At 45.1% G+C, this 14,644-nt stretch carries 11 protein-coding genes; 4 read left to right on the top strand and 7 right to left on the bottom strand.

Going from position 1 to position 14,644, the window contains the following annotated elements; genetic code table 11:
• Positions 1-215 precede the first annotated feature (215 nt).
• From ABXS70_RS25140 to ABXS70_RS25165, 6 genes are all read right to left on the bottom strand, one after another.
• Complete coding sequence (locus ABXS70_RS25140; protein ID WP_342553739.1) at positions 216-1,094, bottom strand: carbohydrate ABC transporter permease; 879 nt, start codon at positions 1,092-1,094, stop codon at positions 216-218.
• 15 nt (positions 1,095-1,109) lie between these two features.
• Positions 1,110-1,979, bottom strand: coding sequence for a sugar ABC transporter permease (locus tag ABXS70_RS25145; protein ID WP_342553738.1), 870 nt, complete (start codon positions 1,977-1,979; stop codon positions 1,110-1,112).
• Between the two features lie 233 nt (positions 1,980-2,212).
• A complete protein-coding gene (locus tag ABXS70_RS25150) occupies positions 2,213-3,532 on the bottom strand; it encodes an extracellular solute-binding protein (protein WP_366291801.1) in 1,320 nt (439 codons plus the stop codon).
• Between the two features lie 135 nt (positions 3,533-3,667).
• The gene (locus ABXS70_RS25155; protein WP_366291804.1) at positions 3,668-5,287 is read right to left on the bottom strand and encodes a response regulator; all 1,620 of its coding nucleotides are present in this window, start codon (positions 5,285-5,287) and stop codon (positions 3,668-3,670) included.
• The gene (locus ABXS70_RS25160) at positions 5,275-7,365 is read right to left on the bottom strand and encodes a sensor histidine kinase (RefSeq protein ID WP_366291807.1); all 2,091 of its coding nucleotides are present in this window, start codon (positions 7,363-7,365) and stop codon (positions 5,275-5,277) included. The genes ABXS70_RS25155 and ABXS70_RS25160 overlap by 13 nt, the downstream gene beginning before the upstream one ends.
• Positions 7,366-7,687: 322 nt before the next feature.
• Positions 7,688-8,050, bottom strand: coding sequence for a hypothetical protein (locus tag ABXS70_RS25165; RefSeq protein ID WP_366291810.1), 363 nt, complete (start codon positions 8,048-8,050; stop codon positions 7,688-7,690).
• A 402-nt stretch (positions 8,051-8,452) separates the two neighbouring features.
• Here ABXS70_RS25165 and ABXS70_RS25170 point away from each other — a divergent pair, with 402 nt between their 5' ends.
• From ABXS70_RS25170 to ABXS70_RS25180, 3 genes are all read left to right on the top strand, one after another.
• Entirely contained in the window at positions 8,453-9,565 is a 1,113-nt protein-coding gene (locus ABXS70_RS25170; protein WP_366291813.1) for a DNA cytosine methyltransferase, read from the top strand.
• A gap of 110 nt (positions 9,566-9,675) precedes the next feature.
• Positions 9,676-10,815: a restriction endonuclease PLD domain-containing protein gene (locus ABXS70_RS25175; RefSeq protein ID WP_366291816.1), complete on the top strand. Its 1,140-nt coding sequence runs from the start codon at positions 9,676-9,678 to the stop codon at positions 10,813-10,815.
• Positions 10,812-12,662, top strand: coding sequence for a Z1 domain-containing protein (locus tag ABXS70_RS25180; RefSeq protein ID WP_366291819.1), 1,851 nt, complete (start codon positions 10,812-10,814; stop codon positions 12,660-12,662). The genes ABXS70_RS25175 and ABXS70_RS25180 overlap by 4 nt, the downstream gene beginning before the upstream one ends.
• 103 nt (positions 12,663-12,765) lie before the next feature.
• Here ABXS70_RS25180 and ABXS70_RS25185 read toward each other — a convergent pair whose 3' ends face one another.
• A complete protein-coding gene (locus ABXS70_RS25185; protein WP_366291822.1) occupies positions 12,766-13,863 on the bottom strand; it encodes an endonuclease NucS domain-containing protein in 1,098 nt (365 codons plus the stop codon).
• 305 nt (positions 13,864-14,168) lie between these two features.
• Between ABXS70_RS25185 and ABXS70_RS25190 the strand changes: the two genes are divergently transcribed.
• Positions 14,169-14,471 (top strand): DUF2089 family protein, encoded by a 303-nt coding sequence (locus ABXS70_RS25190; protein WP_366291825.1) that lies wholly within the window; start codon positions 14,169-14,171, stop codon positions 14,469-14,471.
• The last annotated feature ends 173 nt before the right edge of the window (positions 14,472-14,644 follow it).

The raw sequence follows: 14,644 nt of genomic DNA on the forward strand, positions 1-14,644 counted from the left end.
CCACGGCTGTGAGCCAGGGTCTAGTCCATATAGGTTGAACTTGATATGTTTACACGGACACTTTAATGACAGAATAACGCTCCGAGCTGTTATCCCCAGATCTTTTGATTCTCTTCTTTAATCAGTGAGAAATCCCGTGATAAGCTTATGCCTCCGATGCAGCTTTCTTGCAGAAAGCTTTGAGGTGAACGCTTCGATTTTCCTTTTTTTTAAAACTAACCTTTGATTGCACCTGCAATCATACTTTTCTGCACCTGTTTATTGAGCAGCAGGTAGATCACAACTGTCGGCACTGTCGTAATCATAAGACCCGCTCCGATAATCCCCCACTGCGTAATGTACGTCCCAACCATCGACATCATGCCGACTGTGAGTGTCTGATAGGCTGTGTTATTAATAAACGTGACGGCAAACATCAGCTCATTCCAGCATGACAAAAACGTGAAAATCGCTACCGTAGAGATCGCCGGGGTCACGAGAGGAAGAATGATAGAGAAAAATGTCCGGTATATCCCGCAGCCGTCAATGACTGCCGACTCCTCCATCTCTCTCGGGATGCCTTTGAAAAAACTGCCCAGAATGAAAACCGCCATCGGAATACCGAAGGCCACATAGGGGATGATCAAGGCCCAATAGCTGTTGAGCAGGCCCAGGTTTTTCAAAATAATAAACAGCGGCAGCAGCGCCGCATGAATCGGCACCATCATACCCATGAGAATCATCGTCATGGTCAGCCCGCTGAGCTTCCAGTTCATTCTAGTAATTGCGTACCCCGTCATCGAGGACAGGATTAGCACCAGCACGATCGAGACTACCGTGACCAGCACGCTGTTCATAAAATAGTTCAGTACATGCCCGTCAGAGAGTGCCTTGGTATAGTTGCTCCATAGAAAGGCTTTGGGCAGCCCAGCCACATCTCCGCTAAAAATCTCACTGTTATCCTTCAGGGAGAACAGTGCCAGCCAGATCAACGGGTAGATCTGAATAATTGCGATAAGAATCAAAAATGCCTGCAGCAGCACTTTGCCGATGGTTCCGCCGCCGGAACGCTCTGGCCGGGTCTTTTTTTGCAGCATAACATCCATCGTACTCATAACTCTTCCTCCCCTCTACTCTGTCTTGAATAATGAATTAATGAGGATGGTACACACCAGACATTCCACAATGATAAAGACCGAGATTGCACTGCCATATCCGTACCGGAATGTATCAAAAATCGTAGCGTACATCAGCGTGCTCGGTACCTCCGTGCTGTAGAATGGTCCACCGCCTGTCAGTACATAAATCAAGTCGAACACCTTGAATGCCCCGATCACGGAAAATACAAGGCACACCTTCAGAATCGGTTTCATCAGCGGAATCATAATGGACCAAGCCACACGCAGGCGGGAAGCTCCGTCAATTCGTGCCGCTTCCAATACATCCTGAGATACGGATTTGGCTCCCGCATACATCAGCAGCATATGATATCCCATGTACTGCCAGAGGGTTGGAATGAAGGAAGCTGCCAGGGCCGTATCCTTCTGACCCAGCCAATCCTGCGCCCAGCTGGATAAACCTATATGCTGCAGCAGTACGTTCAACAGACCGTAATCGGCATTGTAGATTTTCGACCACAGCTGGGCTATAACTACCGTCGAGATCAATACAGGAATAAAGTATACAGTCCGGTAGAAGCCTTCCCCCTTCACGTTAGATGCCAGTATTAATGCAAGCACCAGCGAGATCGGCAGCTGAATGAATACGGAGGCACCTGCAAACAGCAGGGAGTTTTTGATGGAGTTGGTCACGCGAGTATCCTTAAACATCTCTACATAGTTGTCCAGGCCGATAAATGCGCCTTTCCCTACACCATTCCAATCGAGCAAACTGTAATAACTGGAGACAAAGATCGGAATCAGCACAATGCCGCAGAACAGAATCAGCGTAGGCAGGACAAAGACAGCAATCGTGCCTTTATTGGAAAATACAGAGTTCATTGCTCTTCTCCTCTCAAAGGCGTGACCGGAATATTCCGGACCACGCCTTGTTAGGGCTTTATTTTCATTGTTATAGATGGCAAATGGGTTAGGCTTGGGAAGTCTAAATTTACAAGAAAGCCTATACGTCAGATAGGACACTCCAGCAGCTTCACTCAGAGATCTGTAAGGACATGTTAGGGTTTATCAGCTTGCCCGCGTACAGATTTGCCTAAGCTCGCTGCCAGTTTAACCTACAGACTCAGCTCCGTTGGTTTCAGCTGCGCCATTTGTTTGCAGAATTCTTCCGGTGTCACGTCACCAGCCAGCAGCTGGGCAATCAGATTTTTATGTGCCTCGGCAGACTCGGCAGGCAGAATGTTATCCCACCAAGCGATGAACGACGTTGCCGTTTTCATGATATCGGCCGCAGACAGATCGAGAGAGGACAAGCTGGAGGTGTCGAGTGAATCGGTTTTCCAACTTGGCAGTCCCGCTCCCGCCAGGAAACCCTGCGTGCCGAGCTGCTCGCTCAGATACATCAGGAATTCCGCAGCTTCCTTCGGATGCTTGGTCGTCTGGCTGATATAGAAACCGTCGACTGCTCCGCCGAAGATTTCAGTACTGGTGCCTTTGCCATCCTCAAATACCGGGAATGGAATCACCTTCACTTTGCCTTTGACTGCGGAGGAAGACGGGTCTTCAATGCCTGCATTGACCCAGTTGGCTTGGAACATCATTGCTCCTTTGCCCGCATTAAACGCCCCCAGCATCTCGTCATAGCTCATACTGAACATACTGCTGTTGAATGCTCCGGCCTGAGCCAGCTGCTGCATCTTGGCTGCCGCCGCAACAAAGTCCGGTGAGTCCCACTTGGACGGATCTTTGAACGCTTCAATCACCGCCGCATTGCCTGCCTGACGCATCGCAATCATGTCATACCAGTACATGCCCGGCCAGCGGTCTTTCTCACCGATTACTGCCGGAGTGATCCCTGCTGCCTTCAGTTTGGTCACAGCATCTAATAGCTCATTATATGTAGTCGGAATTTTGGCACCCGCCTGCTCGAACAGTTCTGTATTCACATACAGGTTGGCAATGTGTGTGTACACAGGAAGCGTATAGATTTTGCCGTCCATATTGATTGCTTCAGCCATCCCTGGGCCCATGCGCTCCTTGATATCGTCTGTCAGATAACTTGTAATTTCGAGTACGTTACCAGATTTAATATACGGCTGCATAAAGCTGCCGCCACCCATGCCGTAGAACAAGTCTGGTGATTCCCCCGCTGCGATAGATGTTTTAACCTTGGTCTTGTATTGTTCGCCAGTTGTGCCTGTACGTTCAACCTGGATGTCGGGATGCTCGCTGTTCCATTTCTCAACAATCTCTGGCAGCAGCTTGGCTGATGGGTCCGTCGTGCCAACGGATTGATCCCACAGTGTCAGTTTGATCTTGCCATTGCTCTCCCCCTGTGCCCCGCCGGATGATCCGGACGAACATGCCGCCAGACTTCCTGTAAGCCCCAGAGCCAGAAACAGACTTAAAGATTTCTTTAATAGCGCTTTCATCATATGACCTCCCTGATCTTTGTATTGGTTCTATCCACATTTTAGTAATTGGACGCGATGTTCTCCATTTAGAAAACAGGCATTTTGTTGTAATATTCAAACACAAATGAAAGCGTGACCATTGAATAAATTATAAGGTTAACTTCTGACGTTCCGATATTCATTCATTGATCGGCCGACATGTTTTTTGAACAGCACGCTGAAATAATGCGGGTCCGGGATGCCTACCTGCTCTCCGATCTCGTACCCTTTCAAATCAGTCTGCTTCAGCAGCGATTCTGCTTTTTTCATCCGAAGCTGTGTTAAATATTCCACAAAGGTCTGGCCGGTTTCTTTTTTCATCAGCCGCCCCAAGTGGCCCGGACTCACATAAAAAGCTGCAGCCGTACTCGAAAGCCCCACTTCCGCATTGCCCATCTGCTCTTCAAGATATGCCTTAATCTGATCAATCAGATTGCCTTCCTTGGCTTGACGTTTTGCTTGAATAACATCCGCGACCGCGCGAACATGCTGCTCTAACATCATTCTCAGCTCGGGTAGATGCTCTGCCATAAACATCCGGGTAACCGCTTCTTTGTTGAACACCTCTTCACCCTCAAGCTGCTGTTCCATAACGGCACGCTGGCACTCCGTAACCACATCCATGGCTGCCATGCGGAACTGGGCTGCGTTGGAGAATGGGGCAGCTAGGATCTGTTCAAGTAAAGACGCAGCTTCCTCACCAGCACCAACACTGATGCAGAACTGCAGCTGCTCTAGAAGTCCTTTATCCGATCGATACGGCTGGCTGCGTTTATCGCTTTGGATCACGAGATCCTCGAAGCAGATGACCTGGTTTTTCCCCGCAAACGTCTGGTAATCCAGAGCACGACAAGCTTCACGGTAAGCAGTGCAGACTCTCCCCCACCCGGAGTACAGCTGTCCGATCCCGATCGTTACGTCTGCCTCAGTACCGTCAACCTTAAGCAGACATCGAAGTTCTTCCAGAAGCTGCTCAGCCTGCTCGGTTAGCTTGGCATCAGGGTTGGTCGCGAGAATGACAATACGATTATGTGTGTCCATGACAATGATTGTGTATATATCCTGCTGGTAATAGGCCTGTACGTGCTTCAAACCCTCCATTCGCATCAAAATCTGGACTTCCTCTGCAGCAGTCTCCGCTTGTGTAGGTGCAGATGCCTGTACCTCGATGATGGCTATTCGAGACTGCGGATGGTCCGCAGCGATTGGAATGCCGTAGAAACGCACCTGCTCCCGTACTTCATCCTCATGCATCAGGCCTTGGAGCCATTGATTCACGAATCTTTCCTTGAGATACGGCAGACTGCGCTTCATTTCTTCCCGCAGCTTAGCCAGTTCATATTCGCGCCCTTTCTCCTGTTCAATGCCCGCTCGCAGCTTGGCTGTAACATGTAATAACTCGGAGGCACGAATTGGTTTTAAAATAAAATCGGATATGCCCAGCTTGATACTCTGACGTGCATATTCGAATTCGTTATGTCCTGTCACAACTACGATTTTGACGTTGGGATATCGCTCCAGAATCAATCCACTCAGCTCAATCCCATCCATCCGCGGCATATAGATATCTGTGAACACGATGTCCGGCCGCAGCAGCTCAACCTGCTGCAGTGCCTCTGCAGCATCGGAAGCTTCGCCAACAATGGTCATGCCCTGCTCCTGCCAATCGATACGCATACGCAGCAGATTTCGGATGAGATATTCATCATCTACAATCAAAACTTTTAATGGCTCCATAATGTACCTTCTCCCTTCGGAATCGTAATCGTTATAGTGGTGCCCTTTCCTGGAGCACTCTCCAGATTCAACACATCTTCTCGATCATAGAATATTCGCAGCCGCTCCGCCGTTCCCCAGAGGCCAAAGCTGGCATTTACATGAGAGTTCGCATTAGGGTTAGGTGCTGGAGTCAGCGGCGAAGAAGATTTATAGGAATCCGGAGCATTGGTGGGATCTGTCTGGTCATTAAGATAACAGGAATGAAGGGGATCAGCCTGTATCGACTTTGATAACGGCACGTTGACTATGTTCTTCTCTGTACACTGGATCTGCTTCATTTGTTCCTCGGACATACCCGCCCCATCGTCAAAGATGGTCACTGTGACAGCATCCGCCGTCTGCCGGGCCTGAATACGTATAATGCCTGAACTGCCTTTGGCACGAATACCGTGATACAGTGAATTTTCCACCAGCGGCTGCAGTACCAGCTTGGGCATCATCACCTGCTCGCAGTCTGGAGCTATATCGAACTGCACTTCGAACACATCCGGATATCGAACCTGCTGAATGGTCAGATAATGACGTACAATCTCGACCTCTTCCTGCAGTGTAATGACTTCATTGCCTTTGCTCACACTAAGCCGATAGTAACTTCCGAGAGCCTCCAGCATCTCGCACACCTTGTCGTTCATGCCCGACATCGCGAGGGAAGTGATCGAATCCAGTGTGTTGTACAGAAAATGCGGCTTGATCTGCGCCTGCAGCATGTTCAGCTCAGCTCGGCGGATCAGCTGCTGTTCCTGAATAATGCGCCTCAGCATCTGATCGATCTGCTCAATCATCTGGTTGTATCCACTATACAGCTGTTCGAATTCGTAACTGTTCAGCTCAACTTTGACTTTGCGAAAATTGCCGCTTGGCGCTTTTTGCATGGAACGAAGCAGTTTGTGAATCGGCTTGATAACACTGCGGGAGATGATGAAAGAGCTGATGAAAAATACAGACCCGTTCACTGCCAGCAGCATGAGGGCTAGAAAAACCAAGGATTTATTACGCGTGTCTGCCGCACGAGATGGACTTATACTGACGTATTTCCACTGATTTTCACCAGCAGAGCGGTAGGTCACCACATAATCCTGACCACCCGAATGCAGCATTATGGAGCCAGAGGGCTGCTCTTGAAATGCTTGTTTTAACTCAGCTTTGTTGGCTTCCAAAATGCTGTGTATACCTGCTTGTTTCTGAGCCGCAGGCGTAGATGCTTCAGCTTCAGATGCTGCAGGTACGGATTCTTTCGGCGCAGTTGAATTGCTGGCAATGACTTGCTGATGCTCGTCCAAAATAGCCACCTGAAACGAATCCTGTGCCGGCAGATTGGCATAGGCCTGAGCTATAGACTTCTCCTTAATGTTCATGACAAGGAACCCGAGCGGGGAGGTATCATCCAGATCCCGCATCAAACGAATGAAAGAAACGACTTTCTCTTTTTCTGTGCTCTTCGTGTTGGCTGCAATTTTGCTGTTATTTTTGATATCATTGCTGTCGTTCTCCACGATCGTATTGTCGCCGCCATTGAGTCTGAGCAGATATCGCCCTTTGTAATTTAATGCCTGCTCATACCAAGGCGCATCCTCCACGTTAGCTTCAAGAAATGCAGGCCACTCCTGCGTACCTACCGAAAATCGATGCCCCGAATTGTCGTAAATATAGACCGAATCAATAATTGGAACCGCTTGCATAAGATTGGTTAAATACGCGCTGACCTTGGACTGTGTCTGCAAATTGGAATACACATTCCCCTGCCGAAGCAAGTTCTGCAGGTTGGGATCGGAGAAGATCATTTTCGAGTAATTGTTCACGTTCTCCATCATGAGATCCACGTTGGTCTGGATGGACGTAATCGTCTGCAGAGATGCTTCGTTGATCTTCTGCTGCGCGTCATTTTCCGAAATCCGGTTCAATACCAGGGCACTGAACGCCACCGTTAGCAGAATAATGACAAAGTACGCAAAGGGGATTTTAAAAGCGAGTGTCTTGGGCTTGCGCAGCATAAGCTCTTTCAAACGAAATGGTAGATTAAACTTCCTTTTCAACATTAGACCCTCCGTTAGCTCAGATTCCGGGGCTTGATGCTCTCTCGGATTTTATACAATTGTATATTATATGCCTGGTTCTGGTGGACCCTCAACTATTTTTATCGCTTTCTGCTGGTTTAGGTTAGTGAAGTAGGTTGGGCCTATGATGCTGGCAGAGAAGGGTGGAACGTCAGACGGATTTAAAAAAGCGACCTTCACTATGAGATGTGAAGATCGCTCCAATGATATCTTGAGAGGTGAGGAGACAAGCAGGGGATACGCAGGTGAATACAAATATAAGTAAGCGTAAGCTTCGTTTCGTCCGCAGTCTCGTCTCGTAGATCTAAAGCGAGAATTCGGTAACACCCTTTTTGGAAGCATATTTCAGCGTATAGTTTCCTTCTGTGCCGTAAGGCATGGTACCAATCTGGAGGCGGGTGTAATCCAGCCGGCTCTCCCGCAGCACTTTTTTGACCAGGGCTATCGCCCGTTCTTCGTCGGTGACCACACAGAAGATGTTCATTACATATTTCGCTGGATCGACTGTACTGCTTCCCTGATCACATCCATCGACTTCCCCCAGCTCATGCTCAGTCAGAGCAGCATCCAAGTATTCCATCACCTTCTCTTTCAACCATTGATCCCGCTTGCTGCCCTTCGCACTCTTCAGCGGATACTGTACGGCAAGCCAGTGTTTTTCGCTCATGTGCAGTCACTGCCTTTCGATAAATTTATAAACTAAAATCCATACAGTACGTGCCTTGGTCTATCTTGTATGCCCTAGTTTTATTTCTTCCATAGTCTCTAAGATGTTTATTCTCAACCCGTTCTTCCAAGAAACCCCCAGCCGCTGTGAAAATAGATGCCCATCATCCGTATGTATTTCAAACACGCTATTTCAAGAGGGGATGAATCCAGCATCAAGTCATATATCCTCTTCCAACTTATGAAATTCGCCTCTCTATCAAAAACAGCTGCAAAACCAGCTAATTCTATGTTAATCTTTAATATATCATTACGCACGTGAAAAATTCATGTTTCTTCTGATATTTAAGAACAAGAGTTCTTATTCATGGTATAATAGATTGTATGTAAGGAGGTCCTATTCATGGAGTTTAAAAAGGGCGAATTGTTTAACGGACCTGGTGGATTTGCGCTTGGCGCCGCGATGGCTAAGGTGACAGCCAATGGGACTGAATACAGCGTAAAACATAAATGGTCCAATGACTACAAAGAAGATACTTGCAACACCTATCGGCATAATATATGCCCGAATCAACCAGAAACTGTACATCATGGAGATGTTCGTGAACTGGACCTGACGCAGCTTGGAGAGATTGATTGTTTCATATATGGATTCCCGTGTAACGATTTTTCGCTAGTTGGAGAGAAAAAAGGAATAGACGGTACCTTCGGCCCTCTATACACTTACGGTATTAAAGTCCTAAACCATTATCGACCGAAGTGGTTCATTGCAGAGAACGTTGGCGGATTACAAAGTGCGAACGACGGACAGGCCTTTATTCAAATTCTCAAAGAGATGAGAGATGCCGGCTATCGTCTAACTCCACACTTATACAATTTTGCTGACTACGGTGTCCCGCAGGCCAGACAGAGAATTATCATTATTGGCTTTAGAGATGACTTGAATATGGAGTATCATGTCCCAGCCCCAACTCATGGACCGGGAAGAGCGCTGCCCTATCGTACAGCTTCAGATGCTCTGCTTGATCCTCCAATATCATCAGACGCTTACAATCACGAATTCACCCGCCATACACAGAAGGTCATTGATATGCTCAACCATATCCCTCCTGGCGAGAACGCGTGGTACCAGGGAATCCCTGAATCTTTGCAGCTGAATGTGAAGGGTGCCCGCATGAGTCAAATCTACAGACGTCTCCATCCAGATTCACCCTCCTATACTGTTACAGGAAGCGGAGGCGGTGGAACCCATATGTATCATTGGTCTGAACCCCGCGCTTTAAGCAACAGAGAACGGGCCAGAATTCAAACGTTTCCTGATGATTTCATTTTCACAGGTGGCAAAGAAAGCGTCAGAATGCAGGTCGGCATGGCCGTACCACCATTAGGTGCGAAAGTCATCGTAGAATCCGTTCTCAAAACGTACGCTGGTGTGTCATACGAATCCGTGAAGCCCAAATGGGACATTGATCAGCTGCTCAGCCAGACTACACTTAAGGAACTTGTTATTGTATGAAATGAATACTATTACCTCCCTCCGATTCCTATGGGAGGTAATATTTTTATTTATGCTGGAATGCACATAACGAATAGCACAATGAAATAGGATTGGAGATCATCATAGACATGAGATTACTATGTTCAGATATTTTGCCGCTCCGTATAGAAGATCCTCAGAAAGCATTTATCGATTATTTTAATGAAGCAGCTTCATCATGTGACCACTTGGAAATTGCCGTTGGTTATGTATCAAAGGCCTCACTTAAAGAGCTGGGCAGGATTGTTGAGGAATATCGTATCAAAAAAGTTTGTTTAACCATCGGAATGTATTTCTTAGAGGGAATGCCAGAAGGTACATATCATACAGCTGTATCCCTTCACGAGGCATGGCAGAACTCTGATATCGACGGTGAAGTGCGAATTGTAAGAGCCTTTAGTTATCATGGTAAACTTTATACTTTTTACAAAGAAGGCCAGCCCATAGCGGGAATCATCGGTTCTCAAAACTTAGGCGCTATTAAACTGGAAGCATCCAACTTACGTCAATACGAGGTCGCGGCAGTGACTGAGGTTCCCGAAGAAATAGAGGAATTAACAGGTATTATTAGCAAACTAAAACGACCAAACTGCTCCGTTCCAATTCAGGATGTACATATAAAGCTCCTTCGTGAAGTAAATCGTGAATTAGTAGATCAAGAATTTGTTACAAGGGTTTCCTCGGATGAGGTTACTGCATATCAGAATCAAAAGACTGACATTTCGTTCGAGATTCCTTTAAAGGTGCCTTCCAACCATGATGATCCCCAAATGCGGGGTTCTAACATCAACGTGTGTTATGCAAGAGGACGTAAACGTGTATGGTGGGAAGTTGAGATTGTAGTTGGCAAAGAAATTAGAGACTTACCGGGATATCCAGAGTATCAAGTACCGTTTATGGTCGTAACAGATGACGGTTGGAAATTTCAAGTATGGACCTGTGGACAGAATAATAAAAACCTCTACTCCAAAGACGATCTGAAGATTATGGGACGCTGGATTAAAGGCCGTCTTGCGGCTGCAGGATTGATCGAATCCATAAACCAGGTAGAAGCAGATACGTTATTCGAGGGTCTGATTACCGAAGAAACACTTGAAAAGTATGGGAGAAAGAGCCTTACACTGACCAAAACAGCATTAACAACAACGATTGACAACGGTACAGAAATTGATGTTTGGCTGCTCTCCTTTTTACCGCATACCAATGACGATAGGGAGCTGCTGCTATGAGCTATTTAGAATCTTATCTCCAAACCATTATAGAGCGGGGAAATGTGCAGCTGGCTGAATCTATCCAAAAAACGGTCAATGACGTTGTTCCTGCATATTTAGAGAACTTTTCGTTCTGTGACCATGAAGTAGGATTACTTTTTGGAAATGTTCAGTCCGGCAAGACCGGCCAAATGTTTGGACTTGTTGCAGCGGCTTCAGATTTAGGATTTCCGGTATTTATTATTTTAACAACTGACAATGTTCTTCTTCAGCAGCAAACGATTCATCGAGTCAGGACTGACCTGCAGCAGTTCTGTATTTGTGACGAATACGATTCCGAGACATTTAACAGAAATTCGCTCATGAAACCTACCATTATTGTTTTGAAGAAAAATGTGAATACCCTAAGGCAGTGGTCCAATATATTAGCTTCCACCGGCTTTATGAAGGGCAATGCATTGTTTATCATTGATGACGAGGCCGATGCTGCCTCATTAAACACGCTTGTGAACAAAAGCCGGAAGTCTTCCATTAATAAATATCTGGATGAAATCAAATCAAGAGCGGCATGCAGCATATATCTCCAAGTAACCGGAACACCGCAAGCGATTCTACTGCAAACGATGGCATCGGGCTGGCACCCCTATTTTACATACTATTTCCGCCCTGGACGTGGTTATCTTGGGGGCGATTTTTTCTTTCCTCAATACGAGGAGCCAAGATCTGTCGTATTCACTGACACAAGTGAAAATCCATTAAAAGCTGCTGTAATTTCCCACCTAATGGCTTCCAGTCAGATTTTAATCTCAGGTGGCAAGGTCTGCAACTTTTTGATTCATCCAAGTGTTCGTCAGGCAGTCCATACCCAATTTCAGAATGAAGTCTATCGGGAGCTTCAGTTTTGTACGGAGAATATTGATGATCCTGCTTTCATACTCGCGTTAAGACAAGAGTTTGACCGAGCACAGCCCGAAAAATACGAGCGCAAATCGTTTGAAAATGTCTATGCTAACATCAAACGTTTGTTGATCAACCATCAGGTAAATGTGCTTGTAATGAATGGTTCCTCAACCGTTACCAGTGAACAGTATGAGAGTGGTTCGAATATTATCATTGGTGGCAATACCTTGGGAAGGGGAGTTACTTTCCCCGGGCTGCATACGATTTTCTACACGCGTACTGCTAAAAAACCACAAGCTGATACGATGTGGCAGCACAGCCGCATGTTTGGATATGATCGAGATCAAGGCCTTATGCGAGTTTTTATCGGTCAGGAACTCTATAAATTATTTTCGGACATCAACGCGACCAATAACTCCATCATCTCTCAGGTAGAACGAGGCTTGAAGCATATCAAAATGTTTTATCCAGAGGGACTGAATCCGACAAGAAAAAATGTGCTGGATCATAAAAAGGTGAGCATGATATCAGGCGGTACAAATTATTATCCATTTACACCAGATAACAATACCATTGAAGATCTGAACCAGCTGCTGCAGCGGTTTGATGATACAGAAGACTATTATCAGGTAAGCTTGCGGCTGATGATTGAAATTCTCATCCATATGACGTCCGAATCTGATTTTCGAATCCATGCTTTTGTCAGCATTATTAATTCAATGTTAGCGGATAATCCTACTTCCCAGGGCATACTTCTTGTTCGCAGAAATAGGAACGTAGCCAAAGGCACAGGTGCCATGCTCTCGTCTAATGATTGGCAGCTGGGTGCATCCGTTCAGGATAAGGTTGTACTGACGGTTTACCAGATGACAGGCGAAAAGGGCTGGAACGGACGAAAACTATGGGTTCCCAACATTAAGCTGCCCAGTGATGTCGTTTATTATGATGTGAATGACGATGATTAAGGACACTTGTATTTGAAGTTTTCTAAAATAACAGATTCGTATTTTTGGAATTCAAGATGTAATAACCCGCTCAATGAGCGGGTTTTTAGTTCGATTTTATAGGTTACTGTATGTGCCATATCCCTTTTAGACGGTTAATGGTATGAACCCATTTAGAAGCTCGCGGCTTACAAACGGTGTTTTGATTCCCGAAGAAACCAATTTCTGATACAGCTGCACTTGCAGGCAGCGCTTGGATCCAATTCACTTTAACAATGAATTCTGCACGATCATCATCGTGTAAAAACTCTTTGAAGTAATTTGCTTTGCTGCTGAGTTGATATATCGTTTGCTCTACTCCATCCTGCGGGAAGAACACTTCGTCTGCTTTTTTTGCTGTATCCGTTACAGTACCTACACCAACATACCCTACACTTGGAATATTGGCCCAAACACGATCTCCAATTGATAGTTGATTAAGTGTACGTGAGTACCATTCCCCACCACCACCTGATATAAATCCATACGTCAAGGCATCCGACCAACTACGATTTGTTCCATCCCCGAAAGAAACATAATATTCTCCGTTCCAGGGCTCTTTATCTTTAACTACATTTGATGCATTATCTAAAGTCTCTTGGGGGTCAATCATCCATGCACGACTTATGTATTTCGTTGAGTCCTCCTCAAAGACAGTGAAGAAGATAACATTGATTGGAATTAGGGAGTCACTAAGATACTCCACAATTCTCTCCGTACTTGAATCTAATTCAGCTGCTACAATAACAATCTGGTGGGAATGATTGATATTTTCCTCTTCAAGTTTAACCTTAAATTTATTATAATACGCATCCTCTAGACTATGTTGATACTGAGGATATTTAGCTATATACGACTCATATATTACAGATATTTGACTTGCTGACAAGCCTTTAACCCACGAGGCATAATCCAGCCCCTGTGCAACAACCTCCCGACTAGTTTTATGTTTCTTTAATTCAATAATAATGATAGATCCGCTGTTATCAATTGCTAATAAATCAATGTATGTATTAAACTCTGTCAGGACCTGTCTTCCAATGATGAGCCAATTGTCGTCCAATACAGCAGGATTGGATTGAATGATCTCCTCAAGTTCAATTTCCAAATCTAAAGTTACATTTTTTACGAGTCTAACGTCACTTCCAGAAACTCTCCAAATTCCATGTTTTATCGCCAACATGCTCAACTCATTTCAAATTTATTTTTTCGCTCTCTACATAAATATGCAATCCGACCTTTCTTATCATATCATGCAAAAGTGAGTTTTTCTTTTATTTGTATCTCAAAAATTGAAGAGATCTAAAATGATATGGATGCTGTAATTAAAAGAGCGTTTCACAGCATTGCTATAGGACAATAATGTATGATTCCAGAGTACATAAATACTTTTATTGACTATTAATTTAACTTTATTTTTAATATTATTTAATTTTACTTTAACTTTATTGAATATAATGTTATTATAGATTTAAAAGGAGGGGAATTATGGAAAGAAGGAATTTGCCTGACTGGGTGATGTCCTTGGAAAATGAGGATCTCGAGTTCATAAAGAAATTTGTTCTCAAATCAGGCTCTCTGAAGGAGATAGCAAAAATATATGAAGTTTCATACCCGACAGTTCGAATTAAACTCGACCGCTTAATAGAAAAAATAAAAGCAAATGAAGCCGAAGAGAATGAAGATTTTATCAAATTCATTAAGCATTTATCCATTGACGACCGGATCAGTCTAGAAGATGCAAAATTAATTATTGAAAAATATAAATCGGAAAGGAACGATAATCGATGACTGACCTATATAACCTACTTATCATCGTTGGTATATTAGCAGCTCAATACTTACTGTCCACTCGAAATAATGTCCTCTGGGGAGCCATTATCCCTCTTGCTTACATTGCTTTCTCTACGTGGATGTTCGTTACAGACCGGTACGAGAGTGTTCTAAGCTATACGCTGTATTTG

This window comes from Paenibacillus sp. AN1007, from assembly GCF_040702995.1.
Classification (GTDB): domain Bacteria; phylum Bacillota; class Bacilli; order Paenibacillales; family Paenibacillaceae; genus Paenibacillus.

Bases quoted from the DNA above. Each gene is read 5' to 3' on its own strand.
- ABXS70_RS25155 (WP_366291804.1), bottom strand. From the start codon at position 5,287: ATGGAGCCATTAAAAGTTTTGATTGTAGATGATGAATATCTCATCCGA.
- ABXS70_RS25140 (WP_342553739.1), bottom strand. From the start codon at position 1,094: ATGAGTACGATGGATGTTATGCTGCAAAAAAAGACCCGGCCAGAGCGT.
- ABXS70_RS25160 (WP_366291807.1), bottom strand. From the start codon at position 7,365: ATGTTGAAAAGGAAGTTTAATCTACCATTTCGTTTGAAAGAGCTTATG.
- ABXS70_RS25170 (WP_366291813.1), top strand. From the start codon at position 8,453: ATGGAGTTTAAAAAGGGCGAATTGTTTAACGGACCTGGTGGATTTGCG.
- ABXS70_RS25190 (WP_366291825.1), top strand. From the start codon at position 14,169: ATGGAAAGAAGGAATTTGCCTGACTGGGTGATGTCCTTGGAAAATGAG.
- ABXS70_RS25150 (WP_366291801.1), bottom strand. From the start codon at position 3,532: ATGATGAAAGCGCTATTAAAGAAATCTTTAAGTCTGTTTCTGGCTCTG.
- ABXS70_RS25145 (WP_342553738.1), bottom strand. From the start codon at position 1,979: ATGAACTCTGTATTTTCCAATAAAGGCACGATTGCTGTCTTTGTCCTG.
- ABXS70_RS25175 (WP_366291816.1), top strand. From the start codon at position 9,676: ATGAGATTACTATGTTCAGATATTTTGCCGCTCCGTATAGAAGATCCT.
- ABXS70_RS25165 (WP_366291810.1), bottom strand. From the start codon at position 8,050: ATGAGCGAAAAACACTGGCTTGCCGTACAGTATCCGCTGAAGAGTGCG.
- ABXS70_RS25180 (WP_366291819.1), top strand. From the start codon at position 10,812: ATGAGCTATTTAGAATCTTATCTCCAAACCATTATAGAGCGGGGAAAT.
- ABXS70_RS25185 (WP_366291822.1), bottom strand. From the start codon at position 13,863: ATGTTGGCGATAAAACATGGAATTTGGAGAGTTTCTGGAAGTGACGTT.